This is a genomic window from Xanthomonas sp. F4, assembly GCF_011761895.1.
Genome location: NZ_JAASQX010000002.1, coordinates 534,397 through 554,553, shown reverse-complemented (window position 1 = coordinate 554,553; position 20,157 = coordinate 534,397). Strand labels below are relative to the sequence as shown.

The following is a 20,157-nucleotide window of genomic DNA, read 5'->3' as shown; positions in this document are numbered from 1 at the left end:
AGCCTTGGTTACCCGCGTTCGCCACCATCAAGCCGCATGCAGGGCTGCGGCGTCAGCCGCGACGGGCGTTGCCGAGGAAACTCGTCGCGGCTGAGCGGCTCCCACAGGATGCTTCTTGCCTTATTCAGAGCCGCCCTGGTGACGGCTGCCGAACCGAAGGCCAGTCGGGCGACGCGGCGGATCGCGTCGCGTCTGCCGGCGGCTGCCGGCCGCTCAGTCCTGCGCCACGTCCTCGGCGATCACGTAGCGGTCGCGTCCGCTGTTCTTGGCCTGGTACAGCGCGGTGTCGGCGCGCGAAAACCAGTCGTGCCACTGCACCTCGTCGCACAGCATCGCCGCGCCCAGCGAGACGGTGATCGTGCCGTTGGGACCGCGCAGCGCCGTGCGCGCGGCATCGTGCAGACGCCTTGCGAAGGCGGACAGCTCGGTCGCGGACTGCAGCCGCGCCACCACCACGAACTCCTCGCCGCCGAACCGGAACACCTCGTCCGGCGCGCGCACCTGCGCGCGCAGCAGCGCGGCCAGCTCCGTCAGCACCCGATCGCCCTCGGCATGGCCATAGAGGTCGTTGACCTCCTTGAAGTGATCGATGTCGAGCACGATCAGCCCATGCCGGCGGGTCGCCCGGCGCGGATCGGCTACCCGTTGCGACAGGCTGCGCTCGAGCATGCGCCGGTTCGGCAGGCCGGTGAGCGAGTCGTGCGACGCCAGTTGCTCCAGTTGCACGCGATCGCCTTCCACCCGCAACGCCAGCATGTAGCCCAGCCCGGTGATCAGCAAAGACACCGCCAGCAGCGAGAAGAAATGCTCGGCGCCCAGCGTGCTCGGCGTGACCACCAGCAGCACCGCGATCAGGGTGGCGTTGCAGGCCAACGCGACATGGCGCGTCACCACGAAGAAGTTGCTCATCATCACCAGGTACAGCCACGGCACCGCGGCATGGCGCAGTGCATGGCAGGCCAGGGCGCTGCCGAGCAGCCAGCTCAGCGACAGCAAGGGATCCATGCGGCCGTCGCCGCGGTGCAGCGCCAGCCAGGTCGCCAGCGTGGCCAGGCCGGCCAGCGCCGCGCCGGCCAGTGCGGTCCACGGCGCACCGATCGCCATCTGGTAGATGGCGAACAGCAGCAGCACCCCTGCCGTGGACGGGCCGAGCGCCTTGATGATGCCGAGCCGGAAATGCCGGCGCAGGGTCAAGCCCGCGCTCACGGACAAGAACTCCGGAACGGCACACGGTCATGGCGGGCGGGCTGGCGAGGGCGGGCGACGAACATGGCGACGGCAGGATGGCGAAGAGGCGTTCCAGTGTCATCTGCAATTTCCATGCCTGGAACTCTTTTGTGGTCGATATCCCGAAGCTGACCGAGCGCACCGGGATTGCCGGCACGTAGGGCGCCACGACGCCGTCGCATTGGCGCAGGGATCGGAGTCGCATCTTCCTCCCTGCGCCACGCGCCGGAGGTTGTCTGGCGGCGAGTCGGGCAGAGCCGATACGCGGACGCTCGCGCCTGATCCTTCTCCGGGGGGAGAAAGTGGGGTCCAGCGCCGGATGAGGGGACGGGTGAAGCAGAGCGCCAGCCAAACAAGCCCAAGCCGCACGGTGGCCGCGCGGGACGGCACTGCGCGCAGCACAGACCTGACGGGCTATGTCTGCACCGCTAACGTCACCGGCGTGATGGGAGGAGCAGATGCGCCGGCCAGAGGTACGGCTACGCTTCGCTGCCGTCGATGACCTTCAGCCCCTTCTGGCTCAGCGCCAGATCGCCGTCCTCGCCCTGAGCCGCATAGTTCTCGCGCACCGCCCAAGTGGCGTCTGCTTCGCTGACCGGCTTGGTGGCGTGGATGTCCTGCAGGATGCGCAGTTGTTCCTGGGTCAATGGCATGGCGGAGGTCCGAGTCGTGGAGGATATCCCCACCGTACAGACCGACGGTGACGGGTATGTCGGCGCCTCACCGCGATGTCCAGATCGCCCAACGTCCGTGTCACGCGATCATGGCAACGGCAAGCTAGACAAGCACCGCCTCATCGCACGGCCACGACGCCGCCGACATCATTTCGCAACGCGTCGAGGACGCCGGCGTAACGGTCGTCCACGCATGATGCGCATACCAGCTGTGCGGCCGGGGCGATGCCTGGGGCTGCTTCAAGGATGCAGGCATCCGCGGCTGGACCACATTCTCGCGCACCGGCAGGTATCCACTTGCCGGTGCGTGCGCTTGTCCGTGTAGTGCTGTGGCAGTGCACGACACGTTGCCGCCATGCACGCCGCTACATTGTCATCGCAGATCGGCTGCCCGCGGCGGCACCGGCCAAGCCCGCTGCCGCTGACCCGTTGTCGCTGACTTTTGCGACAGTACCTCGGAGCCAACCGTCTGCGAGCCGATCTGCGCGGGGTGGTCGGCCCGAATTCACTACGCTGCGGATCTAGGTCGCCAGTGGATTGAGGACGGCCTCGATGCGGTGCCCATCCGGGTCGACGACGAACGCGGCGTAGTAGGCGTCCCCATAGTCGGGGCGCAGGCCGGGCGCGCCATTGTCGCGACCGCCGGCCTGCAGTGCGGCGCGGTGGAATGCGTCCACCTGCAACTGCGTTGCCGCCGCGAACGCCAGATGGAAGCCGGGCCCTGGCGCCGTGGCGGCTTCGTGCAGTTTCAGGCAGAACAGATCGTCGGCGCCCTCGGTGATGCCATACCCGATCGCGGTCTGGTCTTCGAACACGCGGACGTAGCCCAACGGCCGCAGCGCGGCATCGTAGAAAGCGCCTGCCACGGCAAGATCGCGAACGCCAAACGAAACATGATGGAGCATCCGGCTACCTGCAAGAAGAATGGCGACTGTCGGCACGCCGGCGGGACGCGATGGCACGCAGCGCACCGGCGAGCAACGGGCTCGCTGCTGGCCGGTCCGCCCGGCGCCGTTCGGCAGGCGGCGGTTGGAATGGACGGCAGCTGTCCAGATGCATGGACGATTTTTCCCAAGCGTCTGGACACCGATTATGAGCTTCGCCCGGCAGTATTGCCGATTGTGTCGCATGCCCAGGGGGCGCTCGCTGCGGAGTGCAGGGAGCGCAGCAGCATGAAGTCCGTCAACACGTCGACACGTCGACATGCAGCGTCGTTGCGTGGAGCATTGCAGAGGCACACGCACCGTTGACGTCGCCCGCCCGCAGCGACACAAATGAGACATGAAGCGATGGCCGTGCAGGCAGGTGCGCGCCCAAGCGCGCACCTGCCTGGATCGTTTATCGATCCCGCTACGCGTCAGGCAACGCCTGCGCCACCCGTCGCGCCGAACACTTCGCCGGTCAGGTAGCTGCCTTCCTGGCTGGCAAGCAGCACGTACAGCGGCGCGATTTCCACCGGCTGGCCCGGACGCTTGAAGTGCGTCTTCGAACCGAACTGGGTGACCGCGTCCATCGGTTGACCGCCGGAGGACTGCAGCGCGGTCCAGAACGGGCCCGGGGCCACCACGTTCGCCCTCACGCCCTTGTCGCTCAACTGCGCCGCCAGCGCCTTGGTGTAGGCGACGATGCCGGCCTTGGTGGTCGCGTAGTCGAGCAGGATCGCCGAGGGATCGTAGGCCTGGATGGAGGCGGTGGTGATCACCGCGGCGCCCGGCGGGAGGTGGGGGACCGCGGCGCGGCAGATCCAGTGCATCGCGTAGAGATTGGTCTTCAGCGTCTTGTCGAAATCCTCGTCGCTGACGTCCCCAATCTCTTCCCGATACTGCTGCCGGCCCGCGTTGATCACCAGGATGTCCAGGCCGCCCAGGCCGGCCACGGCTTTCTCGACGAGCTCCGCGCACCATTGCCGATCGGTGATGTCGCCGGGCAGACTGATCGCCTTGCGTCCTTCGGCCTCGATGAGGGCGATCACCTCCTGTGCGTCCGACGCTTCCTCGTCCAGGAATGAGATCGCCACATCGGCGCCTTCGCGCGCGAACGCGATGGCCGCGGCGCGGCCGATGCCGCTGTCGCCGCCGGTGACCAGGGCGCGGCGGCCGGTCAGCTTGCCCGCGCCGCGATAGCTCGTCTCGCCGTGGTCGGGAACCGGGTCCATGTCCGAGGCCTTCCCCGGAACCGGCTGCGGCTGCCGCGGAAACGGCGGCTTGGGATATTGTTCGCGCGGGTCCTGCATCTTCAGTCGATCGTTCATCTTGTCTTCCTCTTCTTGGCGTGTGGACGGAGTTTTACCGGGTTGGTTGTCGTGTTCTCGATGGTCGACATCGCCATGATCTGGGCGAGATGGCTCAGTCCTTGCGGAAAGTTCCCCAGGAAAGCGCCACTGTGCGGATCGACCATCTCGCTCAACAGGCCGTTGCAGCGATCGAGCGCGGCATTGAGTTGGGCCAGCCGTTTCCTGGCCTTGGCTTTCTGTCCCAGGCGGGCATAGGCTTCGGCGATCCAGTAGGAGCAGGCGACGAAGCAACCTTCTTCCTGCGGCATGCCGGAGTAGCGGTAATGGAACGCGCCGGCCCCCAGCGTGCGGTCGATCGCGTCGAGCGTGGCCAACAAGCGATCCTTGCCGTCGAAACGGAAGCGCGCGGCCAACGCCACCGACGCATCCAGCTTGTCGCTGCCCGGATACATCACGAACGCCTGCTGCGCGTCCGACCAGCAGTGGACTTCGATCCAGGTCTTGATCCTGTCGCGCTCCCGTTCCCAGCGATCGCGACACGTGGTCGGCAGTTGGCCCTGGTCGGCCAATTCCACGGCTCTGGCCAGCGCCTGCCAGCAACTCACCTTGGACATGGTGTAGTGCTGCAACTCGGGCAATTCCCAGATCCCCGAGTCGGCCTTGCGCCAGTGATCGGCGCATTGGTCGGCAAGGCGCGACAGCAGTTCGGCGCTGGACGCGTCCAAGATGTTGCCGCGACTCACGAAGCAATAGGCGGTCTCGAAGATGTCGCCGTAGATGCCGTGCTGGTGTTGCCCGCCGGCGAGATTGCCCTTCACCACCGGCACCGTGTTGCGGTAGCCGGCGGCCTCCAGTTCGGTGACGTCGGGAACCAAGCCGCCGTCCAGGGTGAACACGACTTTCGGGCCGTGCTGTCGCAGTTGCCGGATCAGCCAGGTGAACGCCGCCTTCGATTCCGCTTCCAGGCCCGCGGCCAGAAACGCCTGGATGGTGTAGCCGGCATCGCGAACCCAGGCGTAGCGATAGTCGAAGTTCTTGTCGCCGCCGATCCGTTCCGGCAGCGACGTCGTCGCGGCCGCGGCGATGGCACCCGAGGGCGAGTACAGCAGCAACTTGAGCGCAAGCGCGCTGCGCACGAAAAAGTCCCGGCCGTCGCGGGGGAACGTCACGTTCTTCGCCCACGCTCGCCATTCCTTGTCGGTCAGATCGATGCGGCTGTCGATTTCCTCGATGGTGGGAGCGACCAGCGGCTCGTCTTCGCCGACGACCAGGGCGATCGTCGCGCGTTGCCCCTTCGCCACGGTGATGTCGCCGCGCGCGCCGTGGTCCGACCACGCGCACCTCAGCCTGTCGTCATGGATCATGACGCCGAGCAGGCGGTCGACATGGAACACCGTGTGCGGGCCGATCGCCGCGCAGTAGGGGCTGGCGTTCTGCGCCCGCAAGCTGAACTTCAACTCCAGGCGGAAGCGCATTTTCCCGCGCTGACACTCGATCCGCCGTGCAAGCTCGCACCACGGCAGGCGCCCCGCATGCCCGCTGTTGAGCGACTCGGTCAGCGTGGCCTGTCCGGATGCGGTGGTGAACGTGGTGACCAGGACATTGCTGTCTTGCCGATAGTGTCGCTCGGTGCTGAACGGCTGGTCCGGGGCGAGGACGAAGTAGCCGCCTTCCTTGGCGTCCACCAGCCGGTCGAACAGTGGCGCACTGTCCATGTTGGGGGCACACCACCAATCGATGGAGCCGTCCGCGCCGGTCAGCGCGACCGAACGTCCTTCTCCAAGCGCGCCGTACTGCTCGATGGGCAACACGCCATCGGTGCGGTCGACGCTGTCGGTCGCGCGGCGTCGCCGGGCTGTGGTGGGCACGCGCTCAGTCCCTGCGCCAACACGCGCAGTGGCAGCGCTGGCGCGTCGTCGATTCCAGGCTGACGTGTCGATGGAACATGGAGAAGGCGCGAAGGGGAGGGCAGCCCGACGGTAGAGGCCTGTGTGCCGACACGCGGTGAAGACGGCATGCGCTTGCTGGCCTGCACGTGGCGTGGACGAGTGCTGGTCCATCGTGCGTGACCGTCATCGAGGTGCGCCATGGGTAAGCCGGTCCTGTACTTCCTGCACGCCCTCGGCTCGAGCGGTCGTGAGTGGTCTTCGGTGATCGAGATTCTGCAAACGCGCTTCGACTGCATCGCATTGGACATTCCCGGCTTCGGCAATGCGCCGGCGTTGCAACGCTCCGATGTGGAGGCGCTGGTCGATTGGTTCGCAGGCGAGGTTGCGCGGGATGCGCCCCACTGCTGGTATGTCGTGGGCCACAGCATGGGCGGGAAGATCGCCACCCTGGCCGCTGCACGCGCACGCGACGGCATGGCAGGCCTCGCGGGCCTGGCCGGGGTCGTCCTGGTGGCCGCATCGCCGCCCGCGCCCGAGCCGATGGACGAATCCCGGCGACAGACCATGTTGTCCTGGTTCGACGCCGCTGGCCCCACACGGCAACAGGCCGAGCAGTTCATCGACGACAATTGCGCGGCGCCATTGCCGACACCGCCGCGCGACGGTGCCGTCGACGACGTCCTGCGTAGCAGCGCTCGCGCATGGAACGCCTGGCTCACGCATGGCAGTCGCGAGGATTGCGCCGCGCAAGCCGGCTGCATCGCGGTGTCCGCCCTGGTCGTGGCGGGCAGCGAGGATGGCGATCTCGACGAGGCGGCGCAGCGGCGCTGGAACCTGCCGCATTATCGCGACGCCCGCCTCACGGTGGTGGCGCAGGCGGCGCACTTGATTCCCTACGAGCGACCGCAGGCGCTTGCGGCCTTGATCGCCGCGCATGTCGACGGCACCGTGGCACGCCGTCTGCCCGACGACTTCGTGGCGTTGCTCAACGCGGAGCGTGTCGCGCCACAGATCAGGAAGACGCTGCTGCATCGCCACGCCGGGCCATCCAGCGCGGAAGCAGGAGTGTTGAGCGAGCGGCAGTCGACCACGCTGGCCGCGCTGGTCGAGCGCGTCCTCGACGGTGCGGGCGACGCCAAGGACATCGCGCGCCGCATCGACGTCGATCTCGCGAATGCGGTGGGAGACGGATGGCGGTTCGCCGATCTGCCGCCCGATCGTTTCGCCTGGCCGCTGGGGCTCGACGCGCTGGACGCGCTGTCGGGCGGGTTCGCCTCCCTGCACGCACAGGAGCAGGATCGCTGGCTGCACGCCATCGCCCTGCGCGACGCGGGCGATTGTGCCGATTGCGGATGGAGCGCGGCGCAGCTTGCCTCCTGGTTCGAAGACGTGCGCGCCGAGACGGTGCGGATCTGGACCAGCCTTCCGGTCACCATGGCGGCGTTGGGCTACGACGGCTTCGCCGTGGGCGGATTGGGCGCGGGCAGCCCCGGCTATCAGGAGACGGCCGCCGACCGGCGCGAGGCCTGGCAGCTGCGGCCCAAGGCGCAACCATGAGCGGCGCATCGCCTGCCGCGGTGGATGCCGTGGTGGTCGGCAGCGGCGCCGGCGGCGGTCCGCTTGCCGCGCGATTGGCCCAGGCCGGCGTCTCGGTGGCGGTGCTGGAGGCCGGCGCCGCATTTGGTCCCGACGCGCACCGCGCGGACGAGCTGGCGACGGATATCTACTGGATGGAAGAGCGCCTCAGCGGCGGGCGGACGCCGACAGCGTTCGGCCCGAACAATTCCGGTACGGGGCTCGGTGGATCCACGTTGCACTGGGGCGCGTTCTGTCCGCGCCCGGACCCGCGCGATCTGCAACTGCGGACGCAGACCGGCCAGGGCGAAGACTGGCCGATCCCGCACCAAGAACTGCAGTCCTACATCGAGCGCGTCGAACGCGTCATCGGCGTGTCCGGGCCGGCCGTCTATCCATGGGATGGCGCGCGTTGCTATGCCTTTCCGCCCGCCCAGCGCAACGCGCCTGCCGAAGCGATGGAGCGTGGCTGCCGTGCCCTCGGCATCACTGCCGCCGATGCACCGGCGGCGCTGGTCACCCGCACGCACGAACAGCCGCACTGGGGCACGCGGGTCGCCTGCAACAATTGCGGTGCGTGTCATCAGGGCTGCAGCAACGGCGCCAAGGTCAGCGTGGACACGACCTGGTTGCCGCTGGCGCGGGCGCGCGGTGCCGACCTGCGCACCGAGTGCCGCGTCATCGGCATCGAGCGCGATGGTCGTGGTGCGGTCACCGGCGTGGTCTACCGACAAGGCGAGCGCGAGCTGCGCCAACGTTGCGCGGCCTTGTTCCTGTGCGCAGGCGGCGTGGAAACCCCGCGCTTGCTGCTGAACCTGGGGCTGGCCAACTCCAGCGGCCAGGTCGGGCGCAATTTCATCGCGCATGTCGCCACCCAGGTCTGGGGCACGTTCGACATGGACATGCGCATGAACCGCGGCTACCCGTCGTCGCTGATGAGCGAGGACATGCTGCGCCCCGCGCACGCCGGGTTTGCCGGGGGCTATCTGATCCAGAGCCTGGGCGTGCAGCCGGTGACGCTCGCCAACACGCTGGCGCGCGGCGCCGGACGCTGGGGCGCCGCGCTGGTGCGGACCATGATGCGCTACAACCGCCTGGCCGGCATCGGCATCAATGGCGAATGCCTGCCGCAGGACGCCAATCGCCTGACGCTCGCCGACGAGCGCGACGCCTTCGGCCTGCGCAAGGCGCGCATCGACTTCAGCTACGGTCCCAACGAGCAGGCGATCGATGCCCACGCTCGGCGCACGCTGCAGGCGATCTGGGAGGCGGCCGGCGCCGAGGACATCTTCGCCGCCGCACGCTCGGCGCACACGCTCGGCACCTGCCGGATGGGCCGCGATCCCGCGCAGGCCGTGGTCGATCCGGATGGCCGTTCGTTCGACATCGGCAATCTCTACGTCTGCGACAACTCCGTGTTCCCCAGTGCGCTGGCGGCCAATCCGGGCTTGACGCAGATGGCGCTCGGCCTGCGCACGGCGGAGCGCTTTCTCGCGCACTAGGCGCTTGCTTCCCCTTTATCCAACGAGGAAATCGACATGGACCTTGGAATCAACCAGCGCATCGCCCTGATCAGCGGCGCCGACTCGGGCATGGGCAAGGAAACCGCGCGGCAGCTATTGCAGGCCGGCGTCCGTGTGGCCATCACCGACCGTGCCGACGGCACGCTCGATGAGGCCCTATCCGAACTGTCGAGCCTGGGCGAAGTGATCGCCGTGGCAGGCGATGTGACGCGTGCGCAGGACGTGGCGAACATCTGGGCGCAGGTCCGGACGCAGTTGGGCGACCCGGATATCTACATCAACGCGGCCGGCGTCACCGGCGCGACCGGCGACTTCCTGGACGTGAGCGATGCGGGGTGGCTCGAAACGCTGGACATCAACCTGATGGGCGCGGTGCGGATGTGTCGCGAAGCGATTCCCGCGATGCGCCGAAACGGCTGGGGGCGCATCGTCCTGTTCGCGTCCGAGGATGCCGTGCAGCCCTACGTGGACGAGCTGGCCTATTGCGCTTCGAAAGCCGGGATCCTGAGCCTCGCCAAGGGCCTGTCCAAGGCCTACGGCGGCGACAACGTGCTGGTCAATACGGTGTCGCCCGCGTTCATCCATACCCCGATGACCGACGCGATGATGCACAAGCGCGCGAAGGAGAAGGGGGTGACCTTCGATGAAGCGGTGTCCTCGTTCCTGGACGAGGAACGCCCCGGCATGGTCCTCAAGCGGCGCGGTCGGCCGGAAGAGGTGGCGGCGGCGGTCGCGTTCCTCTGCTCCGAGCGTGCCAGCTTCATCAATGGTGCCGGCATCCGGGTCGATTCGGGGTCTGTGCAGACCATCGCGGGCTGAGTCGGAACTGACATCGGGACGGCGGCGATGCTCCTGTGCGTTGCGCAGGAGCCGATGGTCGACGCTAAAGGTGTTTTCGGCTGCTGCTCCAAATGCTGTCGGTTCCCACGCCAGCAAGCGTGATGGGGTACGGCGCGTTTGGTTCTCTGGCAACGTGACGGTCGTCAGGGCCGTTTACGAAGAACAACTGCGTGAGTGCTGCTTTCGACGCGGCTAGCGCGACAACAGCTTGGCTTTCTGCGCCTGGAACTCGGCATCGGTGAGCAGACCTTTCTTCCGTAGGTCGTCGAGCTTCAGCAGTTCGGTGTATAGATCAAGCTGCGCGCCGAATGCGTGCGGAGCGTCGCCGGTTGCGGCCGGCGATTTCGCGCTCGCATTTATCTCGATTTGCATGTCGGCTCGCGGCTGCAACCCGACGGTCTCATCGGAAACTTGCGGAACTAGACGGAACTGATACTCGACGTACGGCCACTGGCCAGGTCCGCTCGCGTCCACCGCTTCCATTGCCACCGGTACCGCCTGCATGTTCTTGGCGGAGGCGAACGCGTTAGCGGCGAGAAGCGCTTTGCGCTTGGTCGTCGCAGCGCTCGCGAAGATGCCGGCGTGGTTCTTGACCGTCACCATCCACACGCCGGGTGACACCTGCGCAAACTCTGGTTCACCGGCCTGCGCGGTGCCGGCCAGTGCCATCCATAGCATGGACACGAAAAGAATGCGTTTCATGGTTCTTCCTCAGCGAGTGGCCGCGGCACCTGGTAACGCTGCTGGGCCGTTGGCGTCCCCGCTCATCATGGCATGCGACCGCGTGACCGACCGAGCGAAGGTTGGCGAACGCGGCGCTTTGCGCAGGGTCCATCCCGCGTGTCGCCGGCCAGCATCAGGCACAAAAAAAGCCGGAAACCTCGATGCGATCGGGATTCCAGCTTTGTTTGCACGTCCATGGACGTTTGGATGGTGGAGGTGGGCGGAATCGAACCGCCGTCCGAAGGCACTCCATCCCCGGCACTACATGCTTAGCTCATCGTTGGATCTCGCCCCGGAACAGCACGATGTGCGAAGCGCATCCCGGGACCAGCCTGCTTGATTTAGCCAATGGCTGACAGGCAGCCACCACCGGCGATTCCGTGATAATGACCCTACGTCGCGAGCACGGACACAAGCGATTTCGGGGCTAGGCCTTAAGCGGCCAGTGCGTAGTTGTCGTCGTTGGCAACTATAAGTTTGCGGCTGGATTTACGAGGAAAGCTGCCCCCTCGGCATGCGCCAAGCGATTTTGCAACCCCCGTCGAAACCAGTGCACCCCCGGGGACAATGTCAAACGCTGACCTGCACAGTGTAGGGATCGGGGAGGCCAGTCACAAGTCTTGAGACAGGCCACGCTTAAGCTGGCTTCATTGCGGTGCTGGCCCTGCGGCGCCGCGGTCCCCCCAGCATGGAGCAGCGCTATGGCAAGCAGACAGCCGCGTGGCCGCAGCAGCGGGCGCGCGCGGAAAGCACCGGTCACGTCCTCCGCGTCCACGCCCGGCAAGGCGCCGGTCAAGGCATCGGCAAAATCCTCAGCCAAGCCGACAGCAACGCCGCGCAAGACGACAGCGGGCAGCGCCCGTGCTGCCAAGGCGGCGAAGACGCCGGCACCGGCAGCCACATCGACGAAGGCAACTGCATCGGCACGTGCCGATGCACTGCGCAGGTCCCACGTCACGACTCCCGGCGCGAGCGGACGCGCTACCGCGACATCCGCCGCCACGGCACCGGCCGGCACCGCACCGCGGCCCAAGGCCACGGGCGAAGGCTCGCTGGCGCAAGGGCGCGCACGTACGGTCGTCTACATCCATGGCATCGGCAACAAGCCGCCGGCCGAGGTGTTGCGCTGCCAGTGGGACCGCGCCCTGTTCGGCCGCGCGATGGGCGAGCGCACGCGCATGGCCTACTGGGTCAATCGCGAGCGCTATCCGTCGCCGGAACCGGGCGATTGTCAGGATCAGGACCGGGGCCCGGTGTTGAACCAGGCCGAGCAGCGCGTGCTCAGCGCGCTCGGCGTGGTGCCGCAATTGGCCGATCTGCGCCAGCTCGCCGACACGCTGGCCGCCAGCGACGCCGAGCGCGCAAGGCTGCAGCAACTGCTGGACGAGGTGGAGACGGCCGCGCCGGCACCGGCTGCGGCGGCCGCCGAGGTGCATGCGCAGGGCGTGATCGACGTGGTCAACCGCGCGCTGCTCAAGCTGATCTCCGCGGCGCTGCTGCAGGACGTGCACGACTTCTTCTTCGTGCCGGCGCGGCACACGCAGATGCGCGAGAGCCTGCTGCAGCGCATCCGCGCCGGCGGCGGCCCGTTCGTGGTGATCGCGCACAGCCAGGGCTCGCTGATCGCCTACGACGTGCTGCGCGAGTTGCAGCCGCAGGACTGCGAGGTCTCCCTGCTGCTCACGCTCGGCTCGCCACTGGGGCTGCCGGTGGTGCGCAGCATGTTCAAGGAGTGGACCGGTACGCCGAAGCTGCCGTTTCCGCCCTGCGTGGCGCGCTGGGTCAACGTCGCCGAGCGGCGCGACCCGGTGGCGCTGGACGACGATCTGAGCGACGACATCGCCGACGCCGGCGGGCGCTTCCAGAACATCGCCGGGTCGAAGATCAACCCGGATTGGCAGCACAACCCGCATTCGGCCGCCGGCTACCTGTCCATCCCCGACGTGCGGGCCGAGGTGCGGCGCGCGGTGGGGGTGGGCTTCGATCAGCCGATCGCGCATCCGGTACTGATCAAGGACCTGTCCGACCAGTTGGAGGCGCGCGCGCCGGATTATCGTCACGAGGTGCTGATCGAACTCGAGAAGCTGTCCGATGCCGGCGATTCGGCGCAGCGCAAGCATGACCTGATCGCCGCGTTGCGTACGCTCGCCCAGGCGTCCACCGGCCTGCACGGCGAGGCGCTGGATGCGCAGATCGAGCTGGAAGATACGATGCAGCGCTACGTGTCGGCGCGGCTGACCCGGTTCGAGATCGAAAGCCTGCGCGAGCGCTATCACGACCTCAACCTCAAGCGCCTGTGGCGCGATGCCGGCAAGCGCGCGCTGATCTACCAGTCGCGCAGCACGATCCAGGTGGACGCGGCGCAGGTGGCCTATCGCGCGCTCGGCGCCGGCATCGGCTGGGCGGTGCTGGACAGCGGCATCGCCGCGGCGCATCCGCATTTCCACGCCGCCGGGCAGCCGGCGACGGTGCTTGCCCAGTGGGACTGCACCCAGCGCGGGCGCCCGCGTGCGTTGCGTCCGGGCGAGGCCGGCTTCGACACGCTCGACGGCAACGGTCACGGCACGCACGTGGCCGGCATCATCGCCGGGCAATGCGCCGCGCCGTTGCCGGGCGTGCCGACCTCAGCGCCGCTGCAGTTCGCCGGCATGGCGCCGCTGGCGCGGCTGTACGGGCTGAAGGTGCTGGACGACGACGGCAATGGCCGCGATTCCTGGATCATCAAGGGCGTGCAGCAGGTGGCCGAGCTCAACGAGCGTGCCGGGGAACTGGTGGTGCACGGGGTCAACCTGAGCCTGGGCGGCTACTTCGACGCCGAGAGCTACGGCTGCGGCTTCACCCCGCTGTGCAACGAATTGCGCCGTCTCTGGCGGCAGGGCGTGGTGGTGGTGATCGCGGCCGGCAACGATGGCCTGGCCTGGCTGATGCAGGGCGATGGCCAGGCCTATCCGCTGAACCTGGACCTGAGCATCGGCGACCCGGCCAACCTGGAGGAATCGCTGGCGGTGGGCTCGGTGCACAAGAGCAGCCCGCACAGCTACGGCATTTCGTATTTTTCGTCGCGCGGCCCCACGGCCGATGGCCGCTACAAGCCCGACCTGGTCGCGCCGGGCGAAAAGATCCTGTCGGCGCACCATGGCTATGTGGTCGAGGATCCAGGCACCTGGATGGTGGAAATGAGCGGCACCAGCATGGCCGCGGCGCATGTCTCGGGGCTGATCGCCGCGTTCCTGTCGGTGCGCCGCGAGTTCATCGGCACCCCGGACCGGGTCAAGCAACTGACGCTGGCGCAGTGCCTGGACCTGCAGCGCGATCGCTACATGCAGGGCAGCGGCCTGCCGAGCTTGATGCGGATGCTTGGCGGGACGTGAGTGGGGGGCGGGGATTGGGGATTCGGGAATGGGGATTCGCAACGACGGCTCCCCGGTTGCTTGCCCGTCTGTGGGTGTCGGCTTTAGCCGCCAGACGCTGAGATTGGAGTTAGAAGGTTCGGGATTTGGAATTCGCAACGGCGATTCCCTGTGCAGCGCGGCCTGCCGTGTGGGAGCGGCTTCAGCCGCGGCGCGATGCGGCTGGGGTTGGTGATTCGGGATTGGCGGGCAGGGCGCCCGCCGTTGCGAATCCCCAATCCCCAATCCCCACCCCTCAGGCATTCTTGTTGTGCCGGCGCATGATCCGCTGCTTGTCGCGAGCCCAGTCGCGGTCCTTGGCCGCGTTGCGCTTGTCGTGGTCCTGCTTGCCCTTGGCCAGCGCGATCTCGAGCTTGATCTTGTTCTTGCTCCAGTACATCGCGGTGGGTACGAGGGTGTAGCCGTCGCGTTCGACACGGCCGATCAGCTTGTCGATCTCGTTCCGGTGCAGCAGCAGCTTGCGCGTGCGCCGGTCGTCGGCGACCACGTGGGTGGAGGCCTGGATCAACGGGGTGATCTGCGCGCCGAACAGGAACAGCTCGCCCTGGCGCACGAACGCATAGCTCTCGCCGATGTTGGCGCGGCCTGCGCGGATCGACTTCACCTCCCAGCCTTGCAGGGCCAAGCCCGCCTCGTAGCGGTCCTCCAGGTGGTACTCGTGGCGCGCGCGCTTGTTCAGGGCGATGGTCTTGTTGGCCGCCGCGCCGTTTGCTTTATCCTTGACGGGTTTCTTGCTCATCTTGCTATTGTCTCCGATTCGGGGCCTCCCGAACGTCTTGGTCCCACTTCCCGTCCCGAATGCCTATCATCCGCCGCAGCGCTCTGGTCGAACACGCCGCAACGCGCATGTTCGATCTGGTCAACGACGTCGCCGCCTATCCGCGCCGGTTCGCCTGGTGCGACGCGGCCCATATTCTCGAGCAGAGCGACCGCTTCCTGGTGGCGCGGCTGGACCTGGGGCTGGGCTCGTTCCGCACTTGGTTCACCACCGAGAACAGCCTTGAGCGCCCGGATCGCATCGATATGCAGCTGCGCGACGGTCCGTTCAAGCGCCTGCAGGGGCAGTGGACCTTCCAGGGCTTCAACGAGCACGCCAGCAAGGTCAGCCTGATGCTCGACTTCGAACCCGCCTCGCGCCTGCTGGGGCCCGCGCTGGCGCTGGGTTTCCAGAGCCTGGCCGACCGCATGGTCAACGACTTCGTGCGCGTGGCCGACCGGGAACAGGCCTAGCCGCCATGCAGGTCGAGGTCGTGTTGGCCTGGCCGGAGCGCTTCGTGTCGCGGCGGCTGGAGCTGCCGGAGGGCGCGACGGTGGCCGATGCGCTGGCCGCTGCCGCGATGCCCGAGGCGACGCCGGGCATGCCGTGCGCGGTCTATGGCGAAGTCGCCGCACCGACGCGGCTGCTGCAGGACGGCGACCGGGTGGAACTGCTCAGGCCGTTGCTGATCGACCCCAAGGACGCCAGGCGGCGCCGCGCCAAGCCGCGCTGAGCGGCGGGGCGCGACGCGGCCGCCGGGTCATTCGCCGCGGCGCTGCTTCTTCTTGTCCTTGGCCAGGTTGCGGCCGAACTGGCGCACGCTGTTCTTGGCCAGCTCTTCGTCCTGATCCGGGAAGTAGTCGCCTTCCCAGCGGGTGACCATGTCGTTGTCGAAGAACACGACGAAGTTCTTGATCTCGGTATGGCCCACGCGATCGACACGCTCGGTGGAGGTGTAGTCCCAGCGCTGCGCGTGGAACGGATCCGGGATCGAGGGGCTGCCCAGCAGCGCGCTGACCTGCTGCTTGCTTTGTCCGACCTTGAGCTGGTCCACGGCCGACGGCTTGATCAGGTTGCCCTGGTAGATGGGCTGCTTGTAAATGATGCCGCAGCCAGCGGTGGACAGGGCAACAGCGGCGACCAGCAGGAGATTGCGCATCGGGGACAGGGCTGAATGAAATCGTGTCGATGATACACTCCCAGGGACCGCCGCGACCCATTCCCAGGCAGCTGGCGATAAACCAGCTATGAACGGAGACGCCATGGAATCCCACGATCTGCGCAAAGTCGGCCTGAAGGTCACGCATCCGCGGATGCGCATCCTCGAGCTGCTGGAGCAGAAATCGGCGCGGCACCACATGACCGCCGAGGAGATCTATCGGCAGTTGCTGGACCACGGCGACGAGATTGGCCTGGCCACGGTGTACCGGGTGCTGACCCAGTTCGAGGCGGCCGGCCTGGTGCTCAAGCACAATTTCGAGGGCGGCCAGGCAGTGTACGAACTGGACCGTGGTGGCCACCACGACCACATGGTGGACGTGGATACCGGCAAGATCATCGAGTTCGAAAGCGCGGAAATCGAGGAATTGCAGCGCAAGATCGCCGCCGATCACGGCTACGAGCTGGAAGAGCATTCCCTGGTGCTGTACGTGCGCAGCAAGCGGCCGAGCGGCAGGAAGGGGTAAGTGTTGGCGCCGGTGAAGTCGGCCGGTGTTGTCCTTTCCTGTGCTGGCGATGCGCGGGGCTTCGCCGACGTACCCTCACCCCAACCCCTCTCCCGGCGGGAGAGGGGCTAGCGGCTGTTCCTTTCTCCCACCGGGAGAAGGTGCCCCGAAGGGGCGGATGAGGGTCCGGGTATAGCCGCGTGGATCACGTCGGCGGGTCGCTCCGCGCCGGACCTTCACCCCAACGCTCTCCCGGCGGGAGAGGGGCTAGCGGCTGTTCCCTTCTCCCACCGGGAGACGCTGCCCCGAAGGGACGGATGAGGGTCCGGGTGTAGCCGCGTGGATCACGTCGGCGGGTCGCTCCGCGCCGAACCCTCACCCCAACCCTTCTCCCGGTGGGAGAGGGGCTAGCGGCTGTTCCCTTCTCCCACCGGGAGAGGTGCCCAGAAGGGGCGGATGAGGGTCCGTGTGTAGTTGCGTGGATCACGTCGGCGGGTCGCTCCGCGCCCGACCCTCACCCCAACCCCTCTCCCGGTGGGAGAGGGGCTTCAGTTTCCTGTGCTTAACTTCCGTCGCGGCTGGTGCGGGCCAGGGCGCCGGCCCTTGCGCATTCGCACAGGCGCCTAACGCCGGAGCTTAGCCAACCTGTGATCGGGCGTCGGCCGCCTGTATCGAGCAGGGCGGTACGCGCAAGGGTCGGCGCACCCTGGACCCCGCGACCGGCCAGTCAGCCCGCGCTGAGCAGCAGCCGCTTGGCGGCCGCGCGGGCTTCCTTGCTGACCTCGACACCGCCCAGCATCCGCGCCAGTTCTTCCTCGCGCTGGCGCGGCGCCAGCAGTTCCACCGAGCTCTGGGTCATGCCTTCGACCGGTGCCTTGCTGACCCGGTAGTGGGCGTGGCCCTGCGCGGCGACCTGCGGCAGGTGGGTCACGCACAGTACCTGGCGCTGCTCGCCGAGCGCGCGCAGCTTCTTGCCGACGATGTCGGCGACGGCGCCGCCGATGCCCGAGTCCACTTCGTCGAAGACCATGGTTGGGACGGCGTCCAGGCCCAGCGCGGCGACCTCGATCGCCAGCGAGATGCGCGACAGTTCGCCGCCGGAGGCGACCTTGCGCAGGGCGCGCGGCGGCTGCCCGGCGTTGGCGGCGACCAGGAACTCGACCCGCTCGGCGCCGGCCGGGTCCGGCCGTTCGGTGTCGTGCGGCTCGAGCTGGATCAGGAAGCGGCCGCCGCCCATGCCCAGTTCACCGATCAGGGCGGTGGTGTCGTGCGACAGCGCCTGTGCGCCGCGGTCGCGGGTGGCGGTCAGGGCGGCCGCGGCGTCGCGCCAGGCCTGGGTGGCCTGGGCGATCTCGGCGTCGAGCACGTCCAGCCGCTCGCCGGCGCCGCGCAGGCTCTCCACTTCGGCGAGCAGGGCGTCGCGGTGTTCGGCCAGCGCGTCCACGCCGATGCGGTGCTTGCGCGCCAGGTCGTGCAGGCGGCCGAGCTTGCGTTCCATCTCATCGAACTGCGCCGGGTCGGCGTCTAGGTCGTCGCGGACCCGGTCGATCAGCGCCAGCGCTTCCTCCAACTGGATGCCGGCGCTGTCGATCAGCGCCTGCACTTCGGCCAGGCGCGGGTCGTACTCGCCGACCTTGCCGAGTTCGTGGCGGGTCTGCTGCAACAGGTCCAGCACGGCCGGCGCCTCGTCGCCGTTGAGCCGCTGCGCCGCGCCCTCGCAGGCGCCGATCAGCGCGGCGGCGTGGGCCTGGCGACGGTGGTTGGCATCCAGGGCGGCGATCGCCGCCGGGTCCAGGTCCTCGCGCTGCAGTTCGGCCAGCTGGTGCTGCAGGAAACCGATGCGGTCGCTGACATCGCCCTGCGCCAGCAAGGTCTCGCGCTCGCTGAGCAGGCCCTGCCAGCGGGCGGCGGCGGCGCGCACCGCGGCGCGTTCGGCGTCGTTGCGGGCGTAGGCGTCGAGCAGGCCGAGCTGGCTGCCGCGCGAGAGCAGGGCCTGGTGTTCGTGCTGGCCGTGGATCTCGACCAGGTGGCCAGCCAGCTCCGCCAGTTGCGACAGGGTCACCGGGCGCCCGTTGATCCAGGCGCGGGAGCCGCCATCGGCGCGGATCACCCGGCGCAGTTGGCAGTGCTCCTCGTCGTCGAGTTCGTTCTCGCGCAGCCAGGCGCGGGCCGGGGCCGGGGCGACGAACTCGGCCGACAACTCGGCGCGGTCGGCGCCGTGGCGGACCACGCCGCTGTCGGCGCGCAGCCCGGACAGGAAGCCGAGCGCGTCCACCATCAGCGACTTGCCGGCGCCGGTTTCGCCGGACACCACGGTCATGCCTGGGCCGAATTCCAGTTCGGTGCCGCGTACGACGGCGAAATCCTTGATCGAGAGATGTCTGAGCATGGGGTCTGCTTCCGGGGCCGCGCAACGCTAGCATGCGCGGGTAGGTGGGCCAATGACTTGCCAAGCCGGCGTGCAGCCATTATCTAAGGGCCAGTCTCACGGGTTGATTCCATGCGCGCTTCCCCGGTCCATTCCAGCCTCGATCCGCGTGCCCGGCAGCTGCTGCGGACGCTGATCTCGCGCTATATCCGTGACGGCGAGCCGGTCGGCTCGCAGACCCTGGCCCGGCACGCCGGCCTGGACGTGAGTCCGGCGACGATCCGCAACATCCTCGCCGACCTGGAGGACGCCGGCCTGCTCAGCTCGCCGCACACCTCGGCCGGGCGCGTGCCCACCGCCACCGGCTACCGGGTGTTCGTCGACAGCCTGGTGCAGATGCGTCCGCCGGCCGAAGGCGAGGTGGCGCGGCTGCGCGCGGAGATGGCCAATGCCGCCGGCACCCAGGCGCTGCTGGGCAGTGCCTCGGAACTGCTGTCGGCGATGACCCACTTCGTCGGCGTGGTCAGCGCGCCCAAGCGCGAGCAGTTCGCCTTCCGGCACATCGACTTCGTGCCGCTGGACGCGCGGCGGGTGCTGGCGATCCTGGTGTTCGCCGACAACGAGGTGCAGAACCGGGTCATCGAGCCGCGCAAGGCCTACGAGCCGGCCGAGCTGGAGCAGGTGGCCAATTATCTGAACCGCCATTTCGCCGGGCGCGCGCTGGCCGACATCCGCGCCAGCCTGCTGCGCGACCTGCGCCATGCGCGCGACGAGATGGAGCAGTTGCTGGCGCACAGCGTCGAGCTGGCCGAGCAGGCGCTGGCGCCGGCCGGCGACGACATGGTGCTGGCCGGGCAGACCAAGCTGATGGGCGTGCAGGACCTGTCGGACCTGGAGCGGCTGCGCGAACTGTTCGAGGTCTTCGCCAGCAAGCGCGAGATCCTGCAACTGCTCGAACGCACCATCCGCGCACCCGGCGTGCGCATCTTCATCGGCGAGGAGACCGGCATGGTGCCGCTGGAGAGCGTGTCGCTGGTGACCGCCCCGTACATGGCCGGCGGCCAGGTGCTGGGCGTGCTCGGCGTGATCGGCCCCAAGCGCATGGACTACGACCGGGTCATCCCCCTGGTCCAGACCGCCGCCGACGTCCTCGGCGCCCGCCTGGACCCGTCCCCGCAAGGCGACCGCTGAGCCAGCGCGCAGGGCACCGCGGCGCCGTCCGCCAGCCGGCGTTTCCGCCGGGCTCGCGCAATCCCAATCCCGACTCCCCAATC

General features: G+C 68.1%; 18 protein-coding genes and 1 other RNA gene. 9 read left to right on the top strand and 10 right to left on the bottom strand.

Annotated features, from left to right (window positions below; translation table 11 throughout):
* Positions 1-213: 213 nt before the first annotated feature.
* Positions 214-1,206 (bottom strand): GGDEF domain-containing protein, encoded by a 993-nt coding sequence (locus FHR66_RS10315; protein ID WP_160969405.1) that lies wholly within the window; start codon positions 1,204-1,206, stop codon positions 214-216.
* Between the two features lie 29 nt (positions 1,207-1,235).
* Between FHR66_RS10315 and FHR66_RS10310 the strand changes: the two genes are divergently transcribed.
* Complete coding sequence (locus tag FHR66_RS10310; RefSeq protein WP_160969403.1) at positions 1,236-1,388, top strand: hypothetical protein; 153 nt, start codon at positions 1,236-1,238, stop codon at positions 1,386-1,388.
* 318 nt (positions 1,389-1,706) lie between these two features.
* On the opposite strand, the gene FHR66_RS10305 is transcribed toward FHR66_RS10310, so the two are convergent.
* From FHR66_RS10305 to FHR66_RS10290, 4 genes are all read right to left on the bottom strand, one after another.
* The gene (locus FHR66_RS10305) at positions 1,707-1,880 is read right to left on the bottom strand and encodes a hypothetical protein (protein WP_167087764.1); all 174 of its coding nucleotides are present in this window, start codon (positions 1,878-1,880) and stop codon (positions 1,707-1,709) included.
* Between the two features lie 542 nt (positions 1,881-2,422).
* Positions 2,423-2,806, bottom strand: coding sequence for a VOC family protein (locus tag FHR66_RS10300; RefSeq protein ID WP_160969475.1), 384 nt, complete (start codon positions 2,804-2,806; stop codon positions 2,423-2,425).
* 452 nt (positions 2,807-3,258) lie between these two features.
* Positions 3,259-4,152: an SDR family oxidoreductase gene (locus tag FHR66_RS10295; protein WP_160969401.1), complete on the bottom strand. Its 894-nt coding sequence runs from the start codon at positions 4,150-4,152 to the stop codon at positions 3,259-3,261.
* Positions 4,149-6,002, bottom strand: a complete 1,854-nt coding sequence (locus FHR66_RS10290) for a glycoside hydrolase family 15 protein (RefSeq protein ID WP_160969399.1) — start codon at positions 6,000-6,002, stop codon at positions 4,149-4,151. The genes FHR66_RS10295 and FHR66_RS10290 overlap by 4 nt, the downstream gene beginning before the upstream one ends.
* A gap of 219 nt (positions 6,003-6,221) precedes the next feature.
* Here FHR66_RS10290 and FHR66_RS10285 point away from each other — a divergent pair, with 219 nt between their 5' ends.
* Genes FHR66_RS10285 through FHR66_RS10275 form a run of 3 tightly spaced genes read left to right on the top strand, consistent with a single transcriptional unit; the run spans position 6,222 to position 9,940 of the window.
* A complete protein-coding gene (locus FHR66_RS10285) occupies positions 6,222-7,580 on the top strand; it encodes an alpha/beta hydrolase (protein ID WP_160969397.1) in 1,359 nt (452 codons plus the stop codon).
* Positions 7,577-9,100, top strand: a complete 1,524-nt coding sequence (locus FHR66_RS10280) for a GMC family oxidoreductase (protein WP_160969395.1) — start codon at positions 7,577-7,579, stop codon at positions 9,098-9,100. The genes FHR66_RS10285 and FHR66_RS10280 overlap by 4 nt, the downstream gene beginning before the upstream one ends.
* 36 nt (positions 9,101-9,136) lie before the next feature.
* Complete coding sequence (locus FHR66_RS10275) at positions 9,137-9,940, top strand: SDR family NAD(P)-dependent oxidoreductase (protein WP_160969393.1); 804 nt, start codon at positions 9,137-9,139, stop codon at positions 9,938-9,940.
* 213 nt (positions 9,941-10,153) lie between these two features.
* Here FHR66_RS10275 and FHR66_RS20920 read toward each other — a convergent pair whose 3' ends face one another.
* Together FHR66_RS20920 and ssrA are read right to left on the bottom strand one after the other, a co-directional pair.
* On the bottom strand, positions 10,154-10,663 hold the full coding sequence (locus FHR66_RS20920; protein WP_202394908.1) for an SHOCT domain-containing protein: 510 nt from the start codon (positions 10,661-10,663) through the stop codon (positions 10,154-10,156).
* A 229-nt stretch (positions 10,664-10,892) separates the two neighbouring features.
* Positions 10,893-11,244: a transfer-messenger RNA gene (ssrA, locus tag FHR66_RS10265) on the bottom strand.
* A gap of 561 nt (positions 11,245-11,805) precedes the next feature.
* Between ssrA and FHR66_RS10260 the strand changes: the two genes are divergently transcribed.
* Entirely contained in the window at positions 11,806-14,055 is a 2,250-nt protein-coding gene (locus FHR66_RS10260; protein ID WP_160969471.1) for a S8 family peptidase, read from the top strand.
* A gap of 274 nt (positions 14,056-14,329) precedes the next feature.
* On the opposite strand, the gene smpB is transcribed toward FHR66_RS10260, so the two are convergent.
* Positions 14,330-14,833: an SsrA-binding protein SmpB gene (smpB, locus tag FHR66_RS10255; RefSeq protein ID WP_160970445.1), complete on the bottom strand. Its 504-nt coding sequence runs from the start codon at positions 14,831-14,833 to the stop codon at positions 14,330-14,332.
* Positions 14,834-14,892: 59 nt separating this feature from the next.
* Here smpB and FHR66_RS10250 point away from each other — a divergent pair, with 59 nt between their 5' ends.
* Both FHR66_RS10250 and FHR66_RS10245 read left to right on the top strand, forming a co-directional pair.
* A complete protein-coding gene (locus FHR66_RS10250; RefSeq protein ID WP_160970447.1) occupies positions 14,893-15,324 on the top strand; it encodes a type II toxin-antitoxin system RatA family toxin in 432 nt (143 codons plus the stop codon).
* Positions 15,325-15,329: 5 nt separating this feature from the next.
* Positions 15,330-15,584: an RnfH family protein gene (locus FHR66_RS10245; protein WP_160970449.1), complete on the top strand. Its 255-nt coding sequence runs from the start codon at positions 15,330-15,332 to the stop codon at positions 15,582-15,584.
* Between the two features lie 27 nt (positions 15,585-15,611).
* Here the strand turns inward: FHR66_RS10245 and FHR66_RS10240 are convergent, their stop codons facing one another.
* On the bottom strand, positions 15,612-16,010 hold the full coding sequence (locus FHR66_RS10240) for an outer membrane protein assembly factor BamE (RefSeq protein ID WP_160970451.1): 399 nt from the start codon (positions 16,008-16,010) through the stop codon (positions 15,612-15,614).
* 103 nt (positions 16,011-16,113) lie between these two features.
* Between FHR66_RS10240 and fur the strand changes: the two genes are divergently transcribed.
* Positions 16,114-16,536 (top strand): ferric iron uptake transcriptional regulator, encoded by a 423-nt coding sequence (gene fur / locus FHR66_RS10235; protein WP_160970453.1) that lies wholly within the window; start codon positions 16,114-16,116, stop codon positions 16,534-16,536.
* 706 nt (positions 16,537-17,242) lie between these two features.
* Here fur and recN read toward each other — a convergent pair.
* Positions 17,243-18,904, bottom strand: a complete 1,662-nt coding sequence (gene recN / locus FHR66_RS10230; RefSeq protein ID WP_160970455.1) for a DNA repair protein RecN — start codon at positions 18,902-18,904, stop codon at positions 17,243-17,245.
* A gap of 111 nt (positions 18,905-19,015) precedes the next feature.
* Between recN and hrcA the strand changes: the two genes are divergently transcribed.
* Positions 19,016-20,074 carry a heat-inducible transcriptional repressor HrcA gene (gene hrcA / locus FHR66_RS10225; protein WP_160970457.1) on the top strand — a complete coding sequence of 353 codons (1,059 nt, stop codon included), beginning with the start codon at positions 19,016-19,018 and terminating at the stop codon, positions 20,072-20,074.
* The last annotated feature ends 83 nt before the right edge of the window (positions 20,075-20,157 follow it).